The organism is Chryseobacterium sp. FP211-J200 (assembly GCF_001643375.1).
Taxonomy (GTDB): Bacteria; Bacteroidota; Bacteroidia; order Flavobacteriales; family Weeksellaceae; genus Epilithonimonas; species Epilithonimonas ginsengisoli.
Genome location: NZ_LSHB01000070.1, coordinates 1 through 26,080, shown reverse-complemented (window position 1 = coordinate 26,080; position 26,080 = coordinate 1). Strand labels below are relative to the sequence as shown.

Here is a 26,080-nt window from a genome sequence, read left to right as displayed (position 1 = left end):
TTATAATGCACTACGGGTTGAAAACACAATTTAAAGCAAGTTTCATCTAAAAAATTTAATTGAAAAAATTTAATCTGCCGACTTCAAATATCTCTTGACAATGGCCTTAATTTTTCTTATATTCGTTAAGAGATAACATAAGCCGATGATCTACGATTTAGAAAAAGAAAACAAGGAAATCCTTGCCCGATATAAAGACCTTATCAACAACACCTACCGGACGTTGGATGAGGAACAGAACAAGCTGATCAGAAAAGCCTTTGATATTGCTTTGGATGCACACAAGGATCAAAGGAGAAAAACCGGTGAGCCTTACATCTATCATCCGATCGAGGTTGCAAAGATCGTAGCGAATGAAGTTGGTCTTGGTGCGACAAGTATTGCCTGCGCCCTACTCCACGACGTTATCGAAGATTCTGAATACACTTACGAAGACCTCAATAAGATTTTCGGAAAAACCATTGCAGATATTGTCAGCGGATTGACAAAGATCTCTGTGATGAATCAACAAAATATATCGGTACAGTCCGAGAATTATAGAAAATTACTCCTAACACTTTCTGAGGATTTTCGTGTAATTCTAATAAAAATCGCGGACAGACTGCACAATATGCGGACGCTGGACAGCATGCATCCTGTAAAGCAGAAAAAAATAGCTTCGGAAACAGCTTATATCTACGCACCACTCGCTCATAGATTCGGACTTTATTCCATCAAATCAGAACTGGAAGATCTTTCATTAAAATACAACAATCCGGACGTTTACAATGAGATCCTAAGCAAATTGGAAACCGCCAAAGAAGGTCGTGAAAAATATGTGGAGGAATTCACCAAAGAAGTTTCCGAGCAATTGAAAGAGGAAAATCTCAACTTTACGATCAAAGGACGCGCAAAAGCCATTAGTTCCATTTACAGGAAAATGCAAAAGCAAAATGTGACCTTTGAAGAAGTTTATGATAATTATGCGATTCGAATCATCTATAAATCCGATCCAAGGAATGAAAAATTCCTGGCCTGGAAAATATATTCCATTGTAACCGATCTATACCAAAGTAATCCCTCGCGAATGCGTGACTGGATATCACAACCAAGATCAACAGGCTACGAAAGTCTCCATTTGACCGTAATGGGACCTGACAAAAAATGGATAGAAGTGCAGATCCGCTCTGAAAGGATGAACGAGATCGCAGAAAAAGGAGTTGCAGCACATTACAAATACAAAGAAGGCTACCGGAAAAATACCGATGATCAACGATTTGAGAATTGGGTAGCAGAGATTAGGGATGTTTTGGAACAGCAGCAAAACCTTTCTACGTCGGAACTTCTCGACAATATCAAACTGAATCTTTACTCAAAAGAGGTTTTCGTGTTCACACCAAAAGGAGAGATCAAGATTCTACCAACTGGTGCAACAGCTTTAGATTTTGCATTTTCTGTGCACTCAGATCTGGGCACAAAATGTCTTGGTGCAAAGATCAATGGAAAATTGGTCCCGATCAGTTATGTGCTTCAAAACGGAGATCAGATTGATATTCTTTCTTCGCAAAATCAAAAGCCAAAACCAGACTGGCTGGATTTCGTAGTGACCTCGAAAGCCAAATCGAAGATCAAGAACATCCTTAATTCTGAAAAAAATCTAAATACATCCGAAGGAAAAGAGATCCTACAAAGAAAAATGCGCCACGCCAAACTGAATTTCTCCGACGAAGAGATCAACGGCCTTCAGAAATCCCTGAATCTGAAAACGTCACAAGACCTTTTCCTTGGTTTCCAGAACGGTACTTTTGACATTGGTGATATCAAACGTTATGCGGACGGAAAAAGCATTCTCAGCAATCTTTTCCAACGCTTCAGAAAGACATCTTCCAAAGAGGAATATGTAGAAAAAATAGACTCCAACCTGGACATGATCGTATTTGGGAAGGATGAAGAAAAACTAAATTATTCTTTCGCAAAATGCTGCACGGTAATTCCTGGTGACAAGATCTTCGGATTCATCACCATATCGGACGGGATCAAAATCCATAACGATAGTTGTCCCAACGCGATCAACCTAAGAGCCAATTATGACTACAGAGTTTTGCAAGCGAAGTGGGTAAATGCGGAGAGTTTCAAAAATAGGGTCAAGATCGAGATCGAAGGTATTGACAGGATCGGAATGATCAACGACATCACGGCGGTCATCAGTGGATCGATGAATATGGACATGAAGAGCATGAGCATCTCTTCTAACGATGGGATCTTCACAGGGAACATCAATCTGGAAGTGAAGAACAAAAGTCAGCTCGAAGAAACTTTTAAACAACTGAAAAGCATCAATGGTGTTTCTAAAGTAAAAAGAACTTAATGATCTTATCCAAATATTTTCAGCAATTTATACATAACAGCAAAAGTTCCGGAATCGTTCTGATTGTCTGTGTTTTGGTTTCTTTACTAATTGCAAACAGTTCGTTATCATTGAGTTTTCAAAATTTTTTAGATTCGAAATTTGGATTTGAAGCTTTTCATCTCGATTATTCGGTTTCTGTTTGGATCAATGATGGATTGATGGCCATTTTCTTCCTATTGGTCGGCTTGGAAATCAAACGTGAATTGCTGGAAGGCGAATTGTCTGACATCAAAAAAGCGAGTCTTCCAATTTTCGCTGCCGTTGGCGGAATGCTGATTCCAGCGTTGATCTATTTTAGTTTTAATCACGATACAGATTATAAAAACGGTTGGGCAATCCCGATGGCTACGGACATTGCATTTTCTTTAGCTATAATTTCACTACTGGGTAAAAGCGTTCCTAATTCTCTTAAAATATTCCTAAGCGCTTTGGCGATTGTAGATGATTTAGGTGCGATTATAGTGATTGCATTGTTTTACACCGATCAAATTGATTGGCTGTCGTTGGGAATCTGCGGTGGCATTACGGTATTATTAATTATTTTAAATAAATCTGGGATTAAAAATTTAATATTTTATTTAATTCCAGGACTTTTTCTTTGGTACTTTATGCACCATTCCGGGATTCATGCTACGATTGCGGGTGTTATTCTGGCATTCACTATTCCAACCAATATTTCGGAAATAGAGATCTCGCCTTTAGAAAAATTAGAAGGAAAACTGCACATTCCTGTTAGTTTTGCCATCATGCCATTATTTGCATTGGCAAATACGAATATTACTTTTCAGAAGGAGATATTTGAAGGTTTTATCAACCCTTTAAGCATGGGAATTATTGGCGGATTATTAATCGGAAAGGTTCTAGGGATCAATTTATTTTCCTGGATGGCCATTAAATTTAAATGGGCAGAATTTCCTGCATATTCTGCATGGAAAGAGATGATCGGCGTGGGATTTCTCGCAGGGATCGGATTTACAATGTCGATTTTCGTTTCCCTTCTTGCGTTTCCTAATGAGATCGAGATCCAAAACGTAGCGAAGATCAGTATCTTGATAGCTTCGGTCCTGTCTGGAATTGTGGGTTATATCATATTGAGATCAAAGAAAAAACCTTCCAATTATTAGTTGAAAGGTTTGTAAGTATTAATCTCTTTTAGAAGCATTTTTCTTTTCTCTTTTAGCTTCCTTTTTTTCCTTTGGAGTTTTAAGAGGCTCTTTTTTTGTCGTTTTTTTAGCGTCTTGACTTTTTGCCATATTATTATATTTTATTGTTGATTGCTTTTAATGATTGTAAATATAATTGAATTTTATCGTTTACAGGGATTCAAATTATAAATTTATTATTTATCTAAAAGTTCCTTGATGACATTTTCCAAGATCTCTTGACCTTTTCCAGGTTCGTAAATCAGACCGTGATCACCTTCCTCTACGGCCCGGAAATCCCAATCTTTGCTGACATTCTTATTTTTCAAATAGATCGCTTCCACTTCTTTAAACGCGTAAACACTATCATCTTTAGAATTTAAGCTTATAATTTTCTTGCCTTGATCTAAATTATTAAAATTAATTTTGTCTAAAAGAACATTTGGATTAGGAACAATAGCGAAGAAACCTTTGAAAATATTTGGTTTTAAAGAAGCATAATAAAACGTTGCCGTTCCTCCATTTGACATTCCTCCGAGGACGATGTTGTTCTTATCGATGTGGAAATCCTTTCTTACTTGATCAATTGCAGTCAGTACATTATCAAAAGCTTCCTGCTGATTTACCCAACCGAAATCCTTCTTTCCAAATGGATAAACAACAATCGCATTGAGGTCCTCACCTACCGAGAAGATCGGCTCTTTTTGCACTAGGTAATTATCATAACTATACTTCTCAGAACTTGCAACGCCGCCATGTAAGTAAACAATGAGCTTGGACGGTTTTTTAAAGTCATAGTTTTGAGGAACAAAAACGACATAAGGCACATCTTGACCTTTCACTTTCGTGAAATATAATGCAAATCTGGTTTTTGGATCAAATGTTTTTTTATTAACTAATTTACTTCCATTCTCCTTAATAGAGGCATTCCATTCTTTATTAAGTTTATCTTCCTGTGCTTTTTTCTCGGTGACACTTAGCTTCATTCTACCAATGATATCGACCCATTCTTTTGTGCCGTGAAGTTTCACAAAAGCATTATCAGACTCTATGTAAGTTATTTCTTCAGCCTTACTTACCAACCCAATTTCTTGAGCTTGCGACAGCCAATCGATAGCCTTCTTATTATCATTGCAATAGGCTGCACTGCTCGCTGCTGCATACAGCACAAAAGGATTATTTTCTTTGATTCCTTCTGGTGTTTTGAATGCATCATTGAAATTACTTAAAGCTTCGCAAAAGTTCTTCTTTTGAATATTTTCTTGCGCCGAAGTCATCAATTTTTGATAATCTTGGGCACCGACGTAATCAAACATAAGCAAAGTAAGCATCCCAAACAGAGCTCTCCATGTGTTTTTTGAAATTGTTTTTATCATAGTTTTTTTTTAGTTTTTATCAAATTCATTGATTGTCCTCATCTCATCCCGCACGATCTTCTCCAGCTTCACTTTTTTGATGGCAAGGTTGAGTTCATTTCCCATGAGGACAAGGAAAACATTCACATTCACCCAGACCATGACCAAAATAATGGAACCAATAGAACCGTAAAGGACATTATAACGTGCAATATTCGCAACGTAGATTGCAAAGAAATAAGTTAATAGCACAAAGAGAATCGTTGTCAAAACAGCACCTGGAAAGGCTTCACGAATTCTTGTGATCTTTAGACAACCGACCCAATAAAATAAAGTAAGCAAGATGAAATAAAAGATCGGAAACGAGATAAAACTAATGATCTTCGTAAGGTTTTTGGTAAACCATGTGATATCGTAAGTTGGTGTATATAGCTTCAAAACAACCTCACTGTAATAGATCCCGAAAATCGAAAGACAAACAAGCGTCAAAAAACAGATCGTCACCAGCATCGCCAAAAGATATTCTTTCACAAAGGTTCGCGAGAGTTCTGTATTTCGATTAAATCCATTGATCAAAGTAAAACAGCCATTGGTCGCAAAAACGAAGGATAATAGAATGGTCAAGTTACTGATGGATTTCATATTCGGGATGATATTTTCCTGAATGTAAGTCGTAACATCGCTTTGCATATGAGAAGGAAAAACCCTTGGCATCAAAACTTCGAAGATATAAAACTGAAGTTTGTCGTAATGTGGCATAAACGGCAGAACCGACAAAAAGAACAAGATCATCGGAAATAGACTTAGGAAAAAGTTCCACGAAATACTCGCAGCCTGTCTTCCCAAAGGATTTTTGAAAATCGCATCAGAATAGATGGAGAACATTTTCCACAAAGAAATTCCCAAAACAGGAATATGGATCTCGTCGAAAAAGTTTTTGATATTCAGGAAAAAACGCTGTATTTTTTTTGCCATTCATTTATCTTTGCCGCACAAATATAGTAAATGCGTATTAATTTGATCTGCATCGGGAAGACGGATGACAAAGAAATCATCTCTCTCATCAAATATTATCTTCCCAGAATCCCAAAACATTGGAATTTTGAACTCATCGAAATGCCTGATATCAAGAATGCTAAAAACCTGACTCCAGACCAACTGAAAAAGGAAGAAGCCAAATTATTTTTAAATCAAATTGAATCCAATGAACTCGTGATTCTCTTGGACGAAAAAGGAAAACAGTTCACAAGCCGCGAATTCTCGGAGAAGATCGATTTTTGGTTGGGAAGCTCTGTGAAGAAAATTAATTTTCTGGTTGGTGGCGCCTATGGATTTTCAGAAGAGATCTACCAAAGAGCAAACGAGAAGATCTCTTTATCCAAAATGACATTTACACATCAAATGATCCGCTTATTTTTTGTGGAACAGATCTATCGTGCAGCTACGATCTTGCAAGGGAAACCTTATCACAATGATTAGATGATAGATGATAGATGATAGATGATAGATGATAGATGCAAAATTAATTCTTAAGTCTTTATTACTTAATCTTGATCCGTTAGTCCTGACTCTTAATTTAAAAACTTAAATTGTCTTTCTGTTCACCACTTTCTTGGCAAGATTGGCCAAAACACCACCCAAAAGGAAACCAACTGCAGCACCAAATGTTACATCAAAAGGATAATGGACACCAACGTAGATCCTACTGTAAGAAACAACAACCGCCCAGAAAATTAGAATGTATGGAAGGGCTTTATATTTTTTTCCAATCAAAATAGACAAAAAACTAACAAGAAAAAAGGAACTGGAAGCGTGTGCCGAATAAAAACCATATTTGCCGCCACAGATCACCATTCGCATTTTTTCCATCAATAATGGTTCATGACAAGGTCTCAATCTTTCTATGCCGTGCTTGAAAACACTTGCCAACTGGTCGGAAATCGTGATCCCAATGGCAATGAAAATCAAAACAAATAAAAGTTTCTTAAGGGGAACGCTTTTGTAAACCAAATAAAGCAAGATCACATAGAACGGGATCCAAAACCATTTTCCCGTAACCAGTAACCAAAAAGGATCAAAGGTGGAATTGCCTAATCCATTGAGGAAAAGAAGAAGCTCTTGGTCTTTTTCGATCAATCCGTTCATAAATATTATCGGCTTACTGGACCTTCGTGGGAATCGTCTTCGGAAAGATCGATTTTCTTAGGTGTGTCTTCGTTGATGAAAGTTTCGGTTTTCTTATCGGCCAAAGGATTATAATCCTGTGCGGACTGCTTTACCTTTTCGATCTCTTTTTTGATCTCGGAAACAGGATTGTCAGCTTCCTTCATGATCTCGGTTTTGATATCATCTACTGCGCCACGCATCTTACGCACGCCTTCGCCAAGACCTCTTGCAATCTCGGGTAATTTATCGGGTCCGAACAAAACAACGATTGCCAAGGCGATCATCAGCATTTCTCCAATACTCAATTCCATTTGACAAAATTAAGCAAAGATTTAGAAAAGTGATATACAGATCATTATTAAATTTATTATAAAATCAATAAAAGGAGAAATGTCATCTTTATGTCAAAAAGATTTCAGACATTTTACCGTAAATTTATGACCATTAAGAGTTTAGGAAAATGAAAAGACAAAAAGTACAGGCGCACAATTATTTCAAATTGATCACCCGCTGGTGCGAGCATCTTGCTCGTACAAAATACAACAAAAACAGACACCCAACCGTCTGTTTTTTTTATTAAATTTACCCAAACTAAACAACTACCAATGAAAACCAAAACCATCCTCTCCCTTCTTATCCTATCCTGTACTTTCATCTCCTGTGACAGAATCTCTGACAACTATTGGGAAAAGAAAGAACAGGAAAACCACACTTCGCCTTTTATGGGCCGGTGGGTGGGAACATACTACGGGACTGAAGCCGGGACTCTGGTCATCGAGGTCTCGAAAAGCGGAAACATCACAGGCACACTGGGAATGACAGAAGTCGATCTTGCCAGCTACGTCTATGACGATGGCACATTGCAGCCCGTCCTTTCAAATACGCTTACCTTCACACTTTATGGTAATCTTAGAGATAAAAAAGGCACCTGGAAAAACAAAGACAAACAAGGCGACTGGACACTTACCAAACAGTAAAATCTTATAAATAAGCCAAACGCACCCACAAACGATAAACTAAAACAGACACCTCCAATGTCTGTTTTTTTATTGAAATATTCCAAAACCTCAAAAACATATTAAGTTGAAGCCATGATGAATTAAGATTGATCAGTGATTCATTAAGTAATCTCTTTGATTCATTTAGTTAAAGCAATGATCTACTAAGTTGTTCTATTGATTCACTCAGTTATGCCGTTGATTCATTTAGTTAGGTCATCGATTCATTTAGTTGAGCCGTTGATTCACTTAGTTGAGGCAGATGCATCGATTTTGCTATAAGTCAGCAACTTGTGAAACCAACTAAACATATTTTTTTCGGAAATAAGTTGTTGTATTAGTAAATTTTTTCTAAATTCGATTCAAGAAACATAAACACTTCAACGATGAAAAAAAATTCTGTATCCCGGGAATACATCTTTCCCGATGCCGTCCTGAAACAAAAAGCCGACGAGTTTATCAATCTGATAGACCGTGATATCTTAGAATTTACAGACCGGGGTTATACGCCAGTTAAGAAAACCGAGTTTGCTAATGCACGCGATGCGGTGGACAATTTCCCTTCCGATGAACAGTTGGAAGCTATTAAAATAGAATTGACCGCCCAAAAAGATGCTGCAAGAAATGCCTTGGCCAAAACAATGCGTACCATTCTGAATATGGCTCAAAATGTCTATGGCCTAGCGAGTGCCAAGTACAAGGAATTTGGAGCATCGGACCTTGCCCGCCAGAGTGATGCCGAGTTGGTACGCAACGCAAGGATTATGACGGTAACTGCAGAAAAATACCTGTCAGACCTTGCCTCCGAAGGGCTGAGCGCCGACAAGATCACAACTCTCTCGACTCAACGGGACATTTTGGATCTCGCCATAGATGCGCAAGCCAAAGGCATCTCGGACCGGGATGTTGCTACCGAAGACCGAATAGAAACCCTTAATATTCTTTACAGATTGCTTACCAAATACGCTGGCATCGGACAAGACATTTTCTACGAAACCGACGAAGCTAAATATAATGACTATGTGATCTACGATACACCAAGTGGTGAACCGGAAGTTACACCGCCGTCTGTTGAATAACTATTGTTTTTTTAGTTAATATTAAATTGAAATCCTGCTGATTTTATAATTTGCAGGATTTTTCATTTTAATTTTCTAAAGAATATTACAGTTGTCATTCTGAAAGAATCTCTACAGTTTAGATTGACTTCGTCGAACTACTTGGTTAGGTTTTTTCAGAATGACAAATCGGGTGCTTTTTTATTAATAAATAATCAAATACAAAAAAGCCCTCAATCACTTGAGGGCTTTCATTATATATTTTTAAAGAAAATTATTCCACTATTTCAGCATTGCTGATAGAAGATTTTCCAGTGACTTTTTCTTCTTTTTTCTTACCTCTAAGGAAGTCATAGGCCGTAGCCGATGCAATGAAGATAGATGAATAGGTACCGAATCCAATACCGATCAATAGACAGAACATAAAGCCTCTCAAGTTATCTCCCCCGAAGATGAAGATCGCAAGGATCACCAAGATCGTCGTGAAAGAGGTATTGAAGGTTCTACCAATCGTACTAGAGATAGAGTCATCAAACAATCCTGCAAGCGTAATTGCTTTCTTCTCGCGTAGGTACTCTCTAATTCTATCGAAGATGATCACCGTATCATTGATGGAATATCCGATCACGGTAAGGATCGCCGCAATGAAATCCTGATTGATCTCCATATTGAACGGCATTACTTTGTAGAACAATGAGTAAACCCCAAGGATCACCACAGCATCGTGGAACAAACCAGCAACCGCTCCAAGAGAGAACTGCCATTTGTCGAATCTTACCAAGATATAGATGAAGATTCCCAATAGTGATGCAGCTACTGCCAAGATCCCGTGGGTCTTGATGTCATCTGCCACTGTAGGTCCAACTTTGGTGGAGGAAACAATTCCTGCATGACCTTTGTCCGCTGATTTGAAATCTGCAATACTCATTCCGGCAGGCAATTCAGATTTTAGACCTTCGTAGATTTTTTGCTCTACAGTTTGATCCGCTGCTAGAGACTCATCATCGATCAGATAATCGGTGGTGATCTTCAACTGAGAAGAGTTACCAAAAGTCTTAGCTTCTACGATATTGTTTTGACCATCTGCGGTCTTCATTAATTTACCAATGTTGGCTTCAACATTTTCCGCATCTACTGCTTTTTCAAATCTTACAACATAGTTACGTCCCCCTGTGAAGTCGATACCATACTTGAATCCATTAACTGCAATCGAAGCGATAGAGATCACCATCAAGATAGCAGAGAAATAATAAGCATATTTTCTTTTCCCGATGAAATCGACCCAAGTGTTTCTGAAAAGATTCTTAGTTGGTGCAGTCCATACAGAAAGAGATTTTCCTTTTTCCAGTCTGCTGAATATCATTACTCTAGATAACAATACAGAAGTGAACAATGTCATTACCAACCCGATCATCAACGTTACCGCAAACCCTTTGATAGGTCCCGTTCCGAAGATATAAAGGATCAATGCTGTAATGAAAGTCGTTGCGTGACCATCGATGATCGCAGAGATCGCATGTTTGAAACCATCTTTGTAAGCCTCAAGAATACTTTTCCCACGGAATAGCTCCTCTTTCGTTCTTTCGTAGATGATAACGTTCGCATCCACCGCCATTGCCATAGATAGTACAACCCCAGCAATACCAGGAAGTGTCAATGTTGCATCCAAAGAATCCATGATCCCGAAGATGTAGAACAAGTTGATCACCATCGCAATCACTGCGTAAACACCAGCACCACCGTAGTAGAAAATGATGTAAACAATGATCACTGCAAATGCAATAAGGAAAGACATCACCCCATCGTTGATAGATTCAGCTCCAAGAGATGGACCTACAACGTCTGCCTGTACGATCTTCGCACCTGCAGGCAATTTACCAGCACCTAGAACATCCACCAGATCTTTAGCCTCTTCTTGTGTAAAGTTTCCAGAGATCTGCGTTCTACCGTCAGGAATCACGTCGTTTACAGAAGGCGCTGTATAAACTCTGTTGTCCAAAGTTACCGCTACCACTTTTCCTTTGTTCTTCTCCGTCATTGTTTTCCAATCACGGGCACCTTGAGAATCCATCTGCATATCTACAACGATACGACCCAGCTGGTCATAGTTGATATTTGCAGATTCTACCGCACCGTCAACTGGCGCTTTCTGAGTAATGTTCCCACGGATCGCGTAAAGAACAAGACTGTTAGAAGTTGTAGATTCTGGTTTGTAACCCCACATGAACTGGGTGTATTTCAAGTTAACAGGTCTAGCTTTTGTAGCGATGGCGCTGTTAAGTAATTTATTGACGATTGCTGTGTCAGCTAATTTCACATTCGCAACAGCATTTCCAGGCGTACTGTTCAACTGGATCAAGTTCATCAAGTTGGTCGTTTTTTCAACACCTATTGAATCACCTTTGGTTTTAACCAATTGATCAAGCTGAGAAAAATATGGGACGACTTCTTGTCCTAACTGCACTTCCCAGAATTGAAGCTTTGCAGAGGTCTGAAGCATTTTTTTAACTTTATCGATATCTTTTGTACCAGGCATCTCTACCAAGATCCTTCCAGTTCCAGGAACTCTCTGAACGTTTGGTTGTGTTACACCCATCTTATCGATACGTGTTCTAAGAACTTCAAAAGCAGTTCCTACAGAGGCATCGATTTTCTTTCTTACAATATTCTTAACCTGATCATCCGGTGTGTTGAATTTGACCTCAGAAAGATTGGTGTTTCCGAAGATCTCAGGATCTGCAAGTTTCAGGCTGGTTCCTTTTTCTTGATTGACAGCATCAAACTGTGTGAAGAAATCCTCGATGTATTGTTTGCTCGAGTTTTTCTGCGCTTTGTCTGTTCTGTCAAGTGCTTCTATCAAAGTAGCATTTGTTGAGTAATTACTTAGATCATTCACCAAATCTCTCTGGTTGATCTCTAGCAATACGTTGATACCACCTTTAAGGTCCAATCCGAGTTTCATTTCTTTCTGTTTTGCAGACGTGTAATCCAGTTTTGTAAAACCTAGATTCAGGGTGTCTTTAGAAAGTCTTGCGAGCTCAGCCTGGTATTTCACTGAATTTTCACCTGCGATAGCTTTTGCTTCTTTTTCTATTTTGTTGGCATAGAAAGAAGGCAGAAGCTCATTAAGGCAAATTAATCCAAGAACGATGGCAACTAATGTAACGAGTCCTTTTCCTTGCATTTTCTTACGATATATATAAATTAAGTCGGCAAATATAATGATTTATAGCGGAAATAAGAATTTGAAAATGAGAAAAGTGCATTATAGTTTTTATAATGAAAACAAATACAACAATTCCTTAGAAAAATGAGTTAAAAATGAGCTTTTATTATTAATTAAATAATTTTAAAATGCTAAGGCATCAAATTTGGTAACTTATTTAATAATCTGAAAAATAAATAGTTATGCGAAAATTACTACTACTTCTTTCTTTTGCTTTTGCATCGGAAGTACATTCACAGCAGATCATTCTGGAGGAGTTTGCGACAGCTTCCAACCCAGTGGAAATTACAGCTTCACCAACCAATGACAATCGGCTATTTGTGGTGCAGCAATCCGGAACCGTCAGAATATTGAATACCAACGGAACATTTGAAGCCACTAATTTTCTTACAATCACCGATCGGGTGAACTTCAGTGGGGAAATGGGATTGTTAGGCTTGGCCTTTCATCCGGATTTTGCAACCAATCGTTACTTTTACGTTTATTACAACAGAGCGGGCAGAACAATTACGGTTTCTAGATTTACCGCCAACTCAGCCAATCCAAATACAGCCGATCCTGCTTCAGAAAAAATAATGATGTCGATTCCAAAGAATAATACCAATCACAATGGTGGAAGTATTCATTTTGGGGCGGATGGTTACCTTTATATCTCAACTGGCGATGGCGGTGGCAGCGGGGATCCTGATAACAATGGACAAAATAAAAACTCGCTTTTGGGGAAACTACTCAGAATCGATGTTAATTCCACTGCGGCATATGGGATTCCAACTACCAATCCTTTCGTAGGCATAGATGGCGCTGATGAAGTGTGGTCTTATGGACTTAGAAATGGCTGGAAATACTCTTTTGACAGAACCACAAATAATATTTGGATCGCGGATGTTGGCCAGAATCTAATCGAGGAGATCAACAGAGTTCCAGCAACCACGCCAGCAGTGAATTACGGCTGGAGATGTTATGAAGGTAACGACGTTTACAACGCTAATGGTTGCGCCAATGCTTCAACAATGACTTTTCCAGTTGTAGATTATGACCATTCTGGCGGAAAATGTTCTATTACAGGCGGCTATGTTTACAGAGGAGGTTTGTATTCTAATCTAGCTGGGAAATATATTTTTGCAGATTATTGTTCTCAGCAAATCGGGATTTTGGACAATACAACAATCAATTGGAGTTCCTCATTTACAGGGAACAATTTCACAACTTTTGGTGAAGACAACAGCAAACAACTTTATGTGGCTGCGCAGAATGGAAAGATCTTTAAAGTAAAAACTAATACACTGGCGGTTTCTGATATTGATAAAAGCCCCATTCAAATCACACCAATTCCTGCAAAAGATTTTATTTATTTGAAAAATGTGATTGATAAAAATCTCTCGGTAGAAATTTTGGACTTATCAGGTAGAGTCATTCTGAACACCAATGTTGCTGAAAATGATAAAAGTATTGATGTTACAAGTCTGAAGTCTGGAGATTATATCTTAATTTTGAAAAAAGATGACATCAAACTGATGAGTCAGAAAATTATTAAGGAATAATGACCTAGTTTTTAGTTACCTAGTAATCAGTTAAATAATTTCTATAAAAAAAAGCCTCTCAGAAATAACTCTGAAAGGCTTTTTGTTGGTATTAATTTGAATTAATTCTATTTTGTCCAGTTAACTCTCGTCGTTTTAACGTCGTGAGAATTAGTTCCGATCATGATATCGAAATCGCCGGACTCCCAGTCATATTTCAAATCATTATTAAAGAATTTGAGATCTTCCGGTGAGATCTTGAAAGTCACTTTTTTGCTTTCACCCGCTTTCAGGTAAACTTTCTCGAAGCCTTTCAATTCTTTAACAGGTCTTGTGATGCTTCCAACCACATCTCTGATGTAAAGCTGAACCACTTCTGCTCCATCATATTTTCCACTGTTGGTCAATGTTACAGAAGCTTCGATTGCTGTATTTCCTGTTGGTTTTGCATTGCTTACAGAAACATCAGAATATCCGAAAGTTGTGTAACTCAACCCAAATCCGAAAGGATAAAGTGGCGTTGTACATTCATCCAGATAATTGGAACGGAATTTCTCAAACGTACATTTTTCTGTATTTTCTACACTTAATGGTCGTCCTGTATTTTTCGCGTTGTAATAAAGTGGCACTTGCCCTACACTTCTTGGGAAGGTCATTGGCAATTTTGCTGAAGGATTCACTTTTCCGTAAAGAACATCGGAAACGGCGTATCCAGCCATACTTCCTGGGAACCAAACATTCAGGATAGCGTCTGCCAATTCAGATTCTTCCGTCAAAACCAACGGACGACCTGTGAATAGAACAAGCACGATCGGTTTACCAGTTTTCTTAAGTTCTCTTAACAATTTTTTTTGAGTTTCCGGGATTCCGATATCTGTTCTAGAGCTGGATTCACCGCTCATCTCGGCACTTTCTCCGATTGTTAAAACAATTACATCCGCCTGATTTGCAATGGCCAGCGCTTCTGTTCTGATTTGCTCAGCTGAACGGCTGTCACGACCTGCAGTTTTGTCAAACATCGTTGCTTTTTTCTCCATTTCTTCGGACTCGTAGATGTTACTTCCTTTGGCATAGATGAAATTGACATCCTTCCCGACAGTTTCCTTCAATCCTCTCAAAACTGAGATAGAATTGGCATGCTTTGCAGCGACACTCCAAGTTCCGGTCATATTCACGGCATTGTCCGCCAATGGACCGATCACTGCAACAGTTCCCGATTTTTTAAGCGGAAGAATCTGTTTGTCGTTCTTCATCAAAACCATTGATTGGGAAGAAATTGTTTTTGCTGCTTCCAAATGTTTCGGGCTGAAAACCTCTTTCTGCGCTCTTTTGGAATCTGTATATTTATAAGGATCATCAAAAAGGCCAAGGTCATATTTTGATTCAAGGATCCTTCTTGCAGCTTCTGTCACGGTTTGCTCGGAAACTTTCCCTTCTGTAATCGATTGTTTCAAAGTCTTTAAAAATCCTTCACCAACCATGTCCATATCTACACCAGCATTCATCGCCAAAGCAGAAACCTGCTGAAGGTCGCCCATTCCGTGTTCGATCATTTCATTGATGCCTGTATAATCTGTTACCACAAAACCTTTAAAGTTCCATTGTTTTCTTAGGACATCTGTCATCAGCCATTTGTTCCCCGTCGCCGGAATCCCATCCACTTCGTTAAAAGAAGCCATAACAGAAGCTGCCCCAGCATCTACAGCAGCTTTATAAGGTGGGAAATAGGTGTTGTACATCTGAACGTGGCTCATATCCACTGTGTTGTAATCTCTACCAGCTTCTGCCGCGCCATAAAGTGCAAAGTGTTTCACACAAGCCAACATGGTGTTTTTCTTGGAAAGGTCATCACCTTGGTAACCGTAAACCATTGCTTTTGCAATTTGGCTGCCTAAGTATGGATCTTCACCCGAACCTTCGGAAACCCTTCCCCATCTTGGATCTCTTGAAACATCTACCATAGGGGAAAATGTCCAGTTGATACCATCAGCAGTCGATTCCTGAGCAGCTATCTGAGCTGACCTTTGGATCAGATCCATATCCCAAGATGATGCTAGACCTAATGGAATTGGAAAAGATGTTTCGTAACCATGGATCACATCCATCCCGAAGATCATCGGAATCTTCAGTCGGCTTTTTTCTACAGCTACTTTCTGAACAGCACGGATCTTATCAACTCCTTTTATATTGAAAAGTCCACCTACCAATCCTTGTTCTATTTTCTTTCCGATATCCGAATTCTGAGTTTGTCCGGTTGTAAAATCTCCTGAGGAAGGCAAGTTTAACTGCCCGATCTTTTCGTCCAAGGTCATTTTGGAGATCAAATTATCTATGAAAGCTTTTTTCTTGGATTGATAATTTGAAGATTGGTAAGACTGAACAGGTTTTGATATAATATCCTGCGCCAAAAAATACGGCGACAAGGCCAACGCAGCTAGAATTACAAACTTTTTCATATGTAAATTTTTAATTTTTTTTAAAGTCTTGTGGAATCGTCAAATGATGGTTAGTTCTTATTTGAAATATTTACCAATGACGATTTCATCTATATATTTAATTTTTCTAATTTTTAATTTTTCTCAAAGATAACATCCATTCGTATAATGCCGAATCAGAATAAGTAGAATCCCACGAATTGTGATTGTCATTTGGGAAAATCGTCAATTCTGCTTTTGGATTGATCGGATGTAATTTCTGATAGAAGTTGAATGCGTTTTCCGGGAGAACGATATCATCCATTCCGCCGTGAAATAATTTGATGTTAAGGTCTTTGTAATTGTGAATATTGGCCCACATCACTCGGTCTGTAGGTGCACAAACAGCTGCAACTGCTGCAAACATTTCGGGATGTTCGCCAGCCAATTTTAAAGTTCCCCAACCACCCATTGAAAGTCCGGTAAGATAAATTCTCTCTTTATCTATTTTGTACTTTTCCGAGATTTCTTTGATGAGGAAATAGATTGCATCTGTATCCCACCAAGTATTTTCCGGGCATTGCGGTGCTAAAATCGCAACTGGTTCCTTAATCAAACTCTTATAGGTAAAAGGACTGTGATTTTTGACAATCTCAAGATCTTTTCCTCTTTCTCCAGAACCGTGAAGAAAAACGATCAATGGGATTTTTGATTTTACGTCTTTCGGAATATCCAGAATGTAGGATAGTTTTTTCTGGATCTTGACCTCTTTATTGAATTCGGATCGGATCTCTTGCGCAGGTGCAAAAGATGAAAATCCAATCAGCAATAAAATGATGTTTCTTAATTTCATATGTTTAATTTTCAAAAACATGGTTCGAAGTTTAAAACTTCAATTTGTGTTTGAATGTTGTTTGAACTGTAAATCCCTAGCCCCGATTGCAACGGAAATCCTTTTTTTGCAAAAAAAAGATTGTAGTGGAAAGCGGGAAACAGCTCCAAAAAATATTTTAATAGATACTGTTCGACGTAGTCAAATAGCTTATAAAAACATTTATTGTCCCAAAATGGTACAATAAAATTTAGTTTTTAAAGATAAGACTTTTTGGTTATTGGATCTTATGTTCCGTGGACTTAAATCCGATTTTTTTGAGTCCGCTTCTAATTTCTGGTGCATTCATGAACAGATCCCAAAGCAATCCTGAACGATAGTTCTCGATCATTGGTGAAATAGTTCCCTGATCGATAGCGAGATATCGTGGCGTTGTCCAGTCATCAAAATTGATGGAAGTGGCGTCGTATGGTCCAGCTTGACCTATGAAATCTGGTTTTTCTTCGTAGAGAAATCTCATAAAAGCGGTTGATTCTTTCGGTGTGTAAGGCATGGAACTGAGTGCTGCCGTTGGTGTGATGACCCCCAGATCTTCCTTCATCGGTTGATGGGCCGCGTAACCTACTGAGCCATCTTTGTTCCTTGTGTAACCAGCCGTGAGTCCCCAATATTTTTCTGAATAGCCTTTATATTTCAATGGATTTTCCAAGCAATATTTGTAGTCGATCAAGACGTGATTTCTGTTCATATCCCAATAGCTTTTTACATATGTATCGGAAAGACCTCTTGGATCTAAACCCAAATAGGAATACTGTGACCAGAATAATGGCCCGCCAAATTCCTCGGCATAATTGTGTTTAACGTAAAGTGGCAATCCATATTTTGTGCGGTCTGTAGTGTAAGTTCCGTTTCTACTCCAGCCCTTGTTGTAGGACTCGGAATCGATGGAATACTCTGGTGATGCAGCTGCTAAAACATAGGTGATCAAACATTCGTTGTAACCTTGAAGTGGAAAGTTCATTTCCCAACCGTACGATGGTGACCAGTGCCAGTAGAGGACTTTTTCGCCATCTTTTGTGTACCAGTTCCATTCTACACCTTTCCAAAGTTTGTCCATTTTTGCTGCAAGTGCTTTTTCCTCGGCATTTCCATTTTTGAAATATTCGCGGACGCAGATGATGCCCTGTGTCAAAAATGCGGTTTCTACAAGATCGCCTCCGTTATCTTTCTTACCGAAAGGAACTACTTTGCCAGTTTCTCCGTTGATCCAATGCGGCCACGCGCCGTGGAATCGGTCTGCTTTTTCTAGAAAATCTGCGATGTGCGTCAATCTTTTGACCGCTTCTTTTCTTGGAATAAATTTTCTATCGACACCAACCAAGATCGTCATCAATCCGAAACCTGATCCGCCGGTTGTGATGACATGTTTGTCATTGTCCGGATAAATATCGTCCTCGTGGTAGCGCTCTCTTCCCAACATGGAATTTGGTTCTGCGAAGTCCCAAAAATATTTGAGTGCATCGCTTTGGACTTTGTCCATGAGTTGGTTGTCTGTCAATTGATCATTAACAGGATGTTTTGACTCGGATTTTAACTTTTGATTTGTTGTGCAGGAAACTAATCCTAAAGATGACAAAAATATTCCTGTGATAATTTTTTTCATAAATAGATTATTTTTCAAATTTAAAATAAAAGAAGAGGAGGATAAAATCCTCCTCTTCTTAATTATCATAGTCTTGGACTAGTAAAAAGGGTTCTGAGCAGAACGTCCTTTTGCCTCGGTGATAAAAGTCTGAGGTAAAGGGAAGACTTCGTGTTTTCCAACGATAAAAGTTTTACCATTGGCCGCCATTGCTGATTGGGCCTGACCAGTTCTGACAAGGTCAAACCATCTATCATGTTCAAAAGCTAACTCTAATCGCCTCTCTTTCCAGATCGCAATTCTAACATCAGATTGAGAAGAAGCAGTCGTATCATTGATATTTGCTCTTTCTCTTACCTGATTAAGTAATGGAATAGCTGCGGAAGTTTGCCCTAACTCATTAAGAGCTTCTGCTTTTATTAATAGAACCTCTGCAAATCTCAGATATCTGATATTGGTATCGGTAGAAGATTGTGTAGTATAAGCAGAAGAATAGGCTTTATAATTGTAATAGTCATTATCGGCATCATTCCCTACGACTCTACCATCATAAAGAGTCATCCCTTTACGAATAATGGTTGCATCTCTTCTTTCTGTATCACCTTCTGCCGTAAAGGCATCATACAAGTTTTGAGTCGGCGTATTGAAACCCCAGCCCCAACCGCCGGTACCTCTAGCTCCTTGTACCTGGGTATACTGTTGAATTCCTTTTCCTTTTTCATTACCAGAACCTTGAATCTCGAAAATTGATTCTGCATTATTTTCTCCAGACAACTTATAGATATCGAGAAAATTAGGTGTTAAAGAATAGCCAGTTACCAGATTACACTGATCTACAGCCAACTGCCATTTCTTTTCATAAAGATAAACCTTTGCAAGCAAAGCGTGTGCGGCGCCTTTAGTAGCGCGGCCAACATCTGCAGCACCGTATTCTGATTTGTTTGGAAGAGCATCAGCAGCTTCTAATAGATCTTTTTCTATAAAAGCATAAATTTCTTCTTTATTTCTTCTTGTCAATTGCATTGTAACATCTGCTTCATTTCCTAAAACTGGAACATGATCGACTAAAGGAACATCTCCAAACGATCTTACCAAAGTAAAGTACATGAACGCACGTAGGAATTTAGCTTCCCCAGCTAACCTATTTCTCAGATTTTCATCTGCATTTGTAAGTTGAGGCAGATATTGTAAAGCTTGATTACATCTATTGATCCCTTGGTAGTTTGATGAAAATAAACTTTCAAAAGAAGGTGTAGAAGGTGTAAAGGTCAACGCATCTAAAATATCTTTGTCCGATCCAGTATCACCTGGTGTACTACCCTTATCCGCATCATCAGATGTGATAGAAGTAACACCGATCCATGAGAAAGTACTCATATCCCAATCCAAAAATTTGGCATAGATGGAATTAACAAAGCTTGTTGCGCCTTCATTGTTATTATAAAGTGAAAGGTCTTCCGCACTTACTTGCTCAGTCGGTGCAACATCTATAAAATCTTCGCTGCAGCTTTGGCTAAATAATCCTGTAAGAACAAGTGCTGATATTATTATATATTTCTTTTTCATTTTCTTAAAAATTAACGTTTAAACCAAATACAAAACTTCTAAGCGCTGGATAAGAATCTAATTCGACTCCAGTTGAACCATACGGATCCCCATCGCCATTAAGCTCAGAAGTATAACCTGAATATTTCGTAAAAATAACTGGATTAATTGCGCTGACATAAAACCTTACAGATTTCACATAATCCACCACATCTCTGAAAGTATATCCAACAGAAATGTTATTAATCCTAAAATAATCTCCTTTCTCTAAGAAGAACGTAGAAGCAATCGGAATGGACGTGTAAGGTTTTGGATTACCTGCATTGGTATTTGAAGTGGTCCAGAAATCATTAGCTACAGAGGCTTCAATATTTTCTCCAGAAATTCTTTGCGCTTTTTTACCGTTATAAACACTGAAACCAAAAGCACCGTAACCACTAAGATTGAAATCAAAGTTTTTATAATTCATAGAAATATTTAGACCCATTGTAGACTTAGGTATATAAGAATCAAAATATTTTCTATCATCTGCATCCGCAGAACCTGTTACACCATCATTATCAAAGTCTTTGTATTTGATATTCCCATCAGCATCATACCCGTCAGCTTCCCATAGGTAAAAACTACCTAATGCATGACCAACGGTTGACCTATTGAACAACTTGGTCCATTGTCCATTACCCAGACTACCACCATTTTTTGCTGAAATATTGGAATCATTGACTCTTGTAAGCTCATTATTATTAAATGAGTAATTTGCACCAATAGAGTAAGAGAAATCTTCTCCAACTTTGTCAGCCCATGTAAGGGATGCTTCTAAACCTTTATTTGTTACAGAACCCACGTGTGAAGAAAACTCAACATTTTGTCCAGACGTAATAAAATTTGTTACAGGCAAGATCAAATTGGTTGTTTTTCTGTCATAAACATCAAAAGTTCCTGTTAGACGATTATTAAGAACTCCGAAGTCTAGTCCTAAAGACGATTCTTCTGTAATCTCCCAACCTAACGTTGGGTCTAATCCTTTGTTAATTGTTACACCATTGCTTACAGGATTACCTCCAAACGCATAGTTATATGAAGTACCAGAAGAAATAGGCAAGTAACTTAAGGGAACATTTTGATTTCCTAATCTACCCCAACCTCCTCTTAATTTCAACAAATTGAAGAAACCATCTTTCAAGAAAGATTCTTCAGAGATAATCCAACCTGCTCCAAAAGATGGAAATGTCCCCCACTTATTTCCTTCAGCAAATTGCGATGAACCATCTCTCCTAACTGTTGCGCTTATGAGATAACGATTCATCAATTTATATTGTGCTCTTGCAAAATAAGAAAGTGTTGTATTTCTATTACCTTGCGTAGAGTTGAGAGCAACAATATCATTAATGTAATTTTGTCCATCTAAATTCCAATAATTCGATACATATCCCAAATTTTTTCTAGCAACAACTGTCCCATCGACACCACTTTTAACAGATGCCTCCGTACCAATCATTGCGTCAATATTATGATTCCCAAAAGTTCTATTATAGTTTAAAACATTTGATAGCAACCAGTTGTAATAATCATTTTTTGTATTAGTCAAGGTATTTCTTGCACTATCAGTATATTGTGTAGCCAAACGATTAGGATCCCCCGCAAGGAAAATACCTAAGCCGTCACTGAAGTTGTAGGATTTGAAGTTCGAGTACTCACCATTGAAATTAGAAGTAAATTTCAAACCCTTCATAATCTCAACATCCAACTTTAACATACCTTGCATCAGCATGGTTTTGTTCTTTTCGTTATTAAAGTCTAATTGACTTACAGGGTTTCCAACATTATTAAATCGAGAGCCCGACATTGCATAATTTCCGTTGGCATCGATAAATGGAATTCCATATTGACCAGATGGATAACGGACAGGAACCAATGGCGATTGCTTATAAGCATTCGTAAAAGCACTCAAAGGTTTAGGTGTTACATTGGTAAAGGAAACATTTAAATTCTGAGATAAAGTAATTCTCTTGGAAAGCTTAAATTCATTATTTGTTCTGAAGGTAGTCCTGTTATAGTCGGTTCCTTTTAAAATTGACTGTTCATCATAATTATTTAAACTAAAGAAATATTTTGCGCTTTCTGATGAACCAGAAACCGAGAGATTGTGCTGATTATAAATCCCTGTTCTAGTAATTTCCTTGAACCAATCAGTATTATACGGCTGATTTGTGGAAAAATATCGACCCGGCGTGGCTAAGTAACTGTTCGCAATATTATTATAATTAACAAACTCTTGAGCGTTTGCCATTTTCACCTTTTTCAATGGATTTCTAATCCCTATCAAGCCATCATATTCCACACTGAGTTTTCCTTTTCCAGATTTTGTTGTGATAATAATAACTCCATTCGCAGCTCGATTTCCATAGATTGCAAGGGCAGCAGCATCTTTCAAGATATCATACGACAGGATGTCATTGGAGTTGATATTATTAATGTTATTTGTAAACATTCCATCTACAACAAAGAGCGGTTCCCTTCCACCTGTCACCGTTCCAAGACCTCTTACCATTACAGTTGGTGTAGAACCTGGCATATCAGAAGCAGTTACTTGTACACCAGCTGCCTTTCCTTGTATAGCTTGTGAAGCATTCAAAACTTTGGTTTTCGAAACTTCATCAGCTCCAATAGAACTAATAGCAGTAGTATTATCTACCTTTTTCCTCGTACCATATCCGATCACAACTACCTCCTCAATCTTACTTTCTTTCGCAGTAGTATCCTGTGTGGATTGTGCATGTAAATCACCGCCGAAGTACAAAGCAGCAATCAACAATGGTAATTTCACATAATTTTTTCTCATAATGTTCTTATGTATTATTTTCTTACACCGAATATAAATATTTTTCTTAACTCAATGTTAATTATTATTAATAAAAATTAACATACTGATAACCATATAAACACAGCACAAAATCAAACAATACAGTTGATCGGAAGCCAATCAAAAAATCCCCATTTTTTGGCTCAATATTTGTGTTTTTAAAAATTCTGAGGCTTTATTGTTTCAAAATGAGCCAATAACAAATCACTAACCAAACGAAAAAAATTAACATAAAATATTAAAATTATGAACACCAACAGACTTTCAAACCAAATGCAGGAAGCACTGATAAAACAGATGACAAAAGAAGCGCACGCATCACAAATTTTCCTTTCTTACGGATGTTGGGCAGACGTCAAAGGTTATGGCGGAATCGCTAACTTCCTTTATCGTCACTCGCAAGAAGAAAGAAATCACATGATCAAGTTTATGCGTTACATACTGGACAGAGGTGGCGAAGCAAGAGTGGAAGCCATTCCTCCACCACCGGAAAACCCACAAAACCTAACAGATGCTTTCAACAAAGTTTTTGAACACGAAGTTGACAATACAACTGCGATCTATGAAATAGTAAACCTTTCCTTCGAAGAGAAAGATTGGGCAACATGGAATTTTATGCAATGGTTTGTCAAAGAACAGATCGAGGAAGAAAAATTAGCACTTGAGTTGATTGATAAATTGAAAATTGCGGGCGGAGACAGTGCAACAGATGAATCTCTATTCACGTTGGACAAAGCTTTAGAGGCAGCACCAGATGGGGTTTCACTACCAGAAGAAGCAACGGCTGAAAATCCTTCGTAACAACAAATTAAATATCACTAACTTTGATCTCCGTTTTTTACGGAGATTTTTTTATTAATTAAAATTAACATAAAATGGCAGATATAGTAGAAACCAACCACAATAATCCGGAAGAATTTTACAAATCACTGAAAGAAAAACTTGAAAGTCAGCACAACTTTCCGGAAGAATATCTTTTCAAATTCATCGTACCGGGAGATTCAGAAAAAATCACTGAGATCTTAAGAGTTTTTGACGGACTGAAATATACTTTATCCAATAGAGAAAGTTCCAAAGGAAAATACACGTCCGTTTCTTTGCAATGCTTTGTGATGGATGCTGATCAGGTAATCGACATCTATCAAAAAGTGGCGAAAATAGAAAACGTGATGATGCTTTAATTATCAATGGTAAATGATGATAGATAAATGATTCTTGGGGGTGGCTTAAAACTTGTATTTTAACCATCAGTATTTTAAAATTTCAAGTTATGAAAAAAGCATTTTTCAGAGTTCTGAACAACATCAACAAAGCAATATTACCAAAATACAGCAAAAGAGATTTTACATCATTAAATAAATTTCAAAAACTTATTTTCGGTTACCGATATAAAGTTTTGCTAAATTCATTAGATTAAATCATCAAAAATTAAAACATAAAAAAAGCGTTCAAAACTAATTTGAACGCTTTTTTTTATAATTAATTCAATTAAGAATTCTCAAGAATATAACTGAACATTAGTGGTGCACAGATTGTCGCATCACTTTCCACGATGAATTTCGGTGTGTTGATATCCAATTTCCCCCAAGTGATCTTCTCATTCGGAACCGCTCCGGAATATGAACCGTAAGAGGTTGTAGAATCAGAGATTTGGCAGAAATAACTCCAGAAAGGAATATCGTGCATTTCCATATCCTGATACAACATCGGAACCACACAAATTGGGAAATCACCGGCAATCCCACCTCCAACTTGGAAGAATCCGACACCTTTTCCTCCAGAATTTTTCGGGTACCAATCAGCCAGATAAGCCATATACTCGATTCCAGATTTCATAGTTGAGAACTTCAGATCGCCTTTGATACAATAAGAGGTAAAAATATTTCCCATTGTAGAATCTTCCCAACCTGGAACCACAATCGGCAAGTTTTTCTCCGCCGCAGCGATCATCCAGGAATTTTCTCTCGGGATCTCGTAATACTGTTCAAGAACACCTGACAAGATCATTTTATACATATATTCGTGCGGGAAATATCTTTCTCCTTTTTCGTCTGCATCTTTCCAGATCTCGTAGATATGTTTCTGCAATCTTCGGAACGCTTCTTCTTCCGGGATACAAGTGTCAGTTACCCTATTCAAGCCTCTTTCCAAAAGTCCCCACTCTTCCTGAGGCGTCAGATCTCTATAGTTAGGAACTCTTTCGTAATGTGTGTGTGCTACGAGGTTCATCAGATCTTCCTCCAAGTTTGCACCTGTACAAGAAATGAAATCCACTTTCCCCTGACGGATCATCTCAGCAAGAATTTTCCCCAATTCAGCAGTTGACATTGCACCAGCAAGCGTGATCATCATTTTTCCGCCATCTTTTAGGTGGGCAACGTAACCCTTGGACGCATCTACCAACGCCGCAGCATTGAAATGCAGATAATATTTTTCTATGAACTCAGTAATCGGTTTGCTCATTTTGTTTAAGATTTTTGCAAAGATAAGGATTTGTTTGGATGGTGGAAGTTGGAAGCTGGATGATTTCATTAATAGATTGTCAGTCTGAGGTTCTCGAAGACCAAGAAAAATTCAAAAATCGTTAGATTTTTTCAATCTAAAATTTCTTGATTAGAAAGCCTTAATCAATTTGGGCAGCCATTTCCGCCTTCCGTTACCAAACCTAACGAAGTGGTTCGTCGATTCAAAAAAAAAAAATAAGAAATTGAGATAAGTCGGGCTGCAAGTTTCAGTATAAATTCAACTTTTGTCATTAAAAAATAGTTTATAACATTTGATTAGTGATTTTCAGGATGACGCTCTCGAAGCCAACTATTCTTTCAATAACGTCTTAATTATTAAGAAAAGCCGTAGTGCATAATAAAAAAGGTTAATCATAATACGAAAATTTCGTATATTGTATTGACTATCAATCTAATACGTTATGA

Annotated in this window: 20 protein-coding genes; 9 read left to right on the top strand and 11 right to left on the bottom strand. The window is 37.9% G+C overall.

Going from position 1 to position 26,080, the window contains the following annotated elements; translation table 11 throughout:
- Positions 1–145: 145 nt before the first annotated feature.
- Both AXA65_RS18025 and nhaA read left to right on the top strand, forming a co-directional pair.
- Positions 146–2,347, top strand: coding sequence for a RelA/SpoT family protein (locus tag AXA65_RS18025; protein ID WP_063971446.1), 2,202 nt, complete (start codon positions 146–148; stop codon positions 2,345–2,347).
- On the top strand, positions 2,347–3,513 hold the full coding sequence (gene nhaA / locus AXA65_RS18020; RefSeq protein WP_063971445.1) for a Na+/H+ antiporter NhaA: 1,167 nt from the start codon (positions 2,347–2,349) through the stop codon (positions 3,511–3,513). Before AXA65_RS18025 ends, nhaA begins: the two co-directional genes overlap by 1 nt.
- A gap of 215 nt (positions 3,514–3,728) precedes the next feature.
- On the opposite strand, the gene AXA65_RS18015 is transcribed toward nhaA, so the two are convergent.
- A complete protein-coding gene (locus AXA65_RS18015; RefSeq protein WP_063971444.1) occupies positions 3,729–4,907 on the bottom strand; it encodes a prolyl oligopeptidase family serine peptidase in 1,179 nt (392 codons plus the stop codon).
- Between the two features lie 9 nt (positions 4,908–4,916).
- Entirely contained in the window at positions 4,917–5,861 is a 945-nt protein-coding gene (locus tag AXA65_RS18010) for a YihY/virulence factor BrkB family protein (RefSeq protein ID WP_063971443.1), read from the bottom strand.
- Between the two features lie 30 nt (positions 5,862–5,891).
- Between AXA65_RS18010 and rlmH the strand changes: the two genes are divergently transcribed.
- Positions 5,892–6,365: a 23S rRNA (pseudouridine(1915)-N(3))-methyltransferase RlmH gene (gene rlmH, locus AXA65_RS18005; RefSeq protein WP_063971442.1), complete on the top strand. Its 474-nt coding sequence runs from the start codon at positions 5,892–5,894 to the stop codon at positions 6,363–6,365.
- Between the two features lie 105 nt (positions 6,366–6,470).
- Here rlmH and AXA65_RS18000 read toward each other — a convergent pair whose 3' ends face one another.
- Positions 6,471–7,031, bottom strand: coding sequence for a phosphatase PAP2 family protein (locus AXA65_RS18000; RefSeq protein WP_063971441.1), 561 nt, complete (start codon positions 7,029–7,031; stop codon positions 6,471–6,473).
- A gap of 5 nt (positions 7,032–7,036) precedes the next feature.
- Complete coding sequence (locus tag AXA65_RS17995; RefSeq protein WP_063971440.1) at positions 7,037–7,363, bottom strand: twin-arginine translocase TatA/TatE family subunit; 327 nt, start codon at positions 7,361–7,363, stop codon at positions 7,037–7,039.
- Between the two features lie 294 nt (positions 7,364–7,657).
- Here AXA65_RS17995 and AXA65_RS17990 point away from each other — a divergent pair, with 294 nt between their 5' ends.
- Together AXA65_RS17990 and AXA65_RS17985 are read left to right on the top strand one after the other, a co-directional pair.
- The gene (locus tag AXA65_RS17990) at positions 7,658–8,029 is read left to right on the top strand and encodes a hypothetical protein (protein WP_063971439.1); all 372 of its coding nucleotides are present in this window, start codon (positions 7,658–7,660) and stop codon (positions 8,027–8,029) included.
- Positions 8,030–8,598: 569 nt separating this feature from the next.
- Positions 8,599–9,129 (top strand): hypothetical protein, encoded by a 531-nt coding sequence (locus AXA65_RS17985; protein ID WP_131797849.1) that lies wholly within the window; start codon positions 8,599–8,601, stop codon positions 9,127–9,129.
- Between the two features lie 253 nt (positions 9,130–9,382).
- On the opposite strand, the gene secD is transcribed toward AXA65_RS17985, so the two are convergent.
- Complete coding sequence (gene secD / locus AXA65_RS17980) at positions 9,383–12,292, bottom strand: protein translocase subunit SecD (protein WP_063971437.1); 2,910 nt, start codon at positions 12,290–12,292, stop codon at positions 9,383–9,385.
- 224 nt (positions 12,293–12,516) lie between these two features.
- On the opposite strand from secD, the gene AXA65_RS17975 reads away from it, so the two are divergent.
- Positions 12,517–13,875: a PQQ-dependent sugar dehydrogenase gene (locus tag AXA65_RS17975; RefSeq protein ID WP_063971436.1), complete on the top strand. Its 1,359-nt coding sequence runs from the start codon at positions 12,517–12,519 to the stop codon at positions 13,873–13,875.
- 107 nt (positions 13,876–13,982) lie between these two features.
- Here AXA65_RS17975 and bglX read toward each other — a convergent pair whose 3' ends face one another.
- From bglX to AXA65_RS17945, 5 genes are all read right to left on the bottom strand, one after another.
- Positions 13,983–16,310, bottom strand: coding sequence for a beta-glucosidase BglX (gene bglX, locus AXA65_RS17970; RefSeq protein WP_063971435.1), 2,328 nt, complete (start codon positions 16,308–16,310; stop codon positions 13,983–13,985).
- A gap of 106 nt (positions 16,311–16,416) precedes the next feature.
- Entirely contained in the window at positions 16,417–17,121 is a 705-nt protein-coding gene (locus tag AXA65_RS17965) for a prolyl oligopeptidase family serine peptidase (RefSeq protein ID WP_063971447.1), read from the bottom strand.
- 256 nt (positions 17,122–17,377) lie between these two features.
- Positions 17,378–18,763 carry a glucoamylase family protein gene (locus AXA65_RS17955; protein WP_063971433.1) on the bottom strand — a complete coding sequence of 462 codons (1,386 nt, stop codon included), beginning with the start codon at positions 18,761–18,763 and terminating at the stop codon, positions 17,378–17,380.
- Positions 18,764–18,841: 78 nt separating this feature from the next.
- The gene (locus AXA65_RS17950; protein WP_063971432.1) at positions 18,842–20,308 is read right to left on the bottom strand and encodes a RagB/SusD family nutrient uptake outer membrane protein; all 1,467 of its coding nucleotides are present in this window, start codon (positions 20,306–20,308) and stop codon (positions 18,842–18,844) included.
- Between the two features lie 4 nt (positions 20,309–20,312).
- Positions 20,313–23,129: a SusC/RagA family TonB-linked outer membrane protein gene (locus AXA65_RS17945; protein WP_063971431.1), complete on the bottom strand. Its 2,817-nt coding sequence runs from the start codon at positions 23,127–23,129 to the stop codon at positions 20,313–20,315.
- 267 nt (positions 23,130–23,396) lie between these two features.
- Between AXA65_RS17945 and AXA65_RS17940 the strand changes: the two genes are divergently transcribed.
- From AXA65_RS17940 to AXA65_RS19995, 3 genes are all read left to right on the top strand, one after another.
- Positions 23,397–23,951 carry a ferritin gene (locus AXA65_RS17940; RefSeq protein ID WP_063971430.1) on the top strand — a complete coding sequence of 185 codons (555 nt, stop codon included), beginning with the start codon at positions 23,397–23,399 and terminating at the stop codon, positions 23,949–23,951.
- Positions 23,952–24,025: 74 nt separating this feature from the next.
- Positions 24,026–24,331 carry a DUF493 domain-containing protein gene (locus tag AXA65_RS17935; RefSeq protein WP_034966599.1) on the top strand — a complete coding sequence of 102 codons (306 nt, stop codon included), beginning with the start codon at positions 24,026–24,028 and terminating at the stop codon, positions 24,329–24,331.
- Positions 24,332–24,420: 89 nt separating this feature from the next.
- Complete coding sequence (locus AXA65_RS19995) at positions 24,421–24,567, top strand: hypothetical protein (RefSeq protein ID WP_165596627.1); 147 nt, start codon at positions 24,421–24,423, stop codon at positions 24,565–24,567.
- Between the two features lie 71 nt (positions 24,568–24,638).
- Here AXA65_RS19995 and AXA65_RS17930 read toward each other — a convergent pair whose 3' ends face one another.
- The gene (locus tag AXA65_RS17930) at positions 24,639–25,613 is read right to left on the bottom strand and encodes a deoxyhypusine synthase family protein (RefSeq protein WP_063971429.1); all 975 of its coding nucleotides are present in this window, start codon (positions 25,611–25,613) and stop codon (positions 24,639–24,641) included.
- Positions 25,614–26,080: the final 467 nt, after the last annotated feature.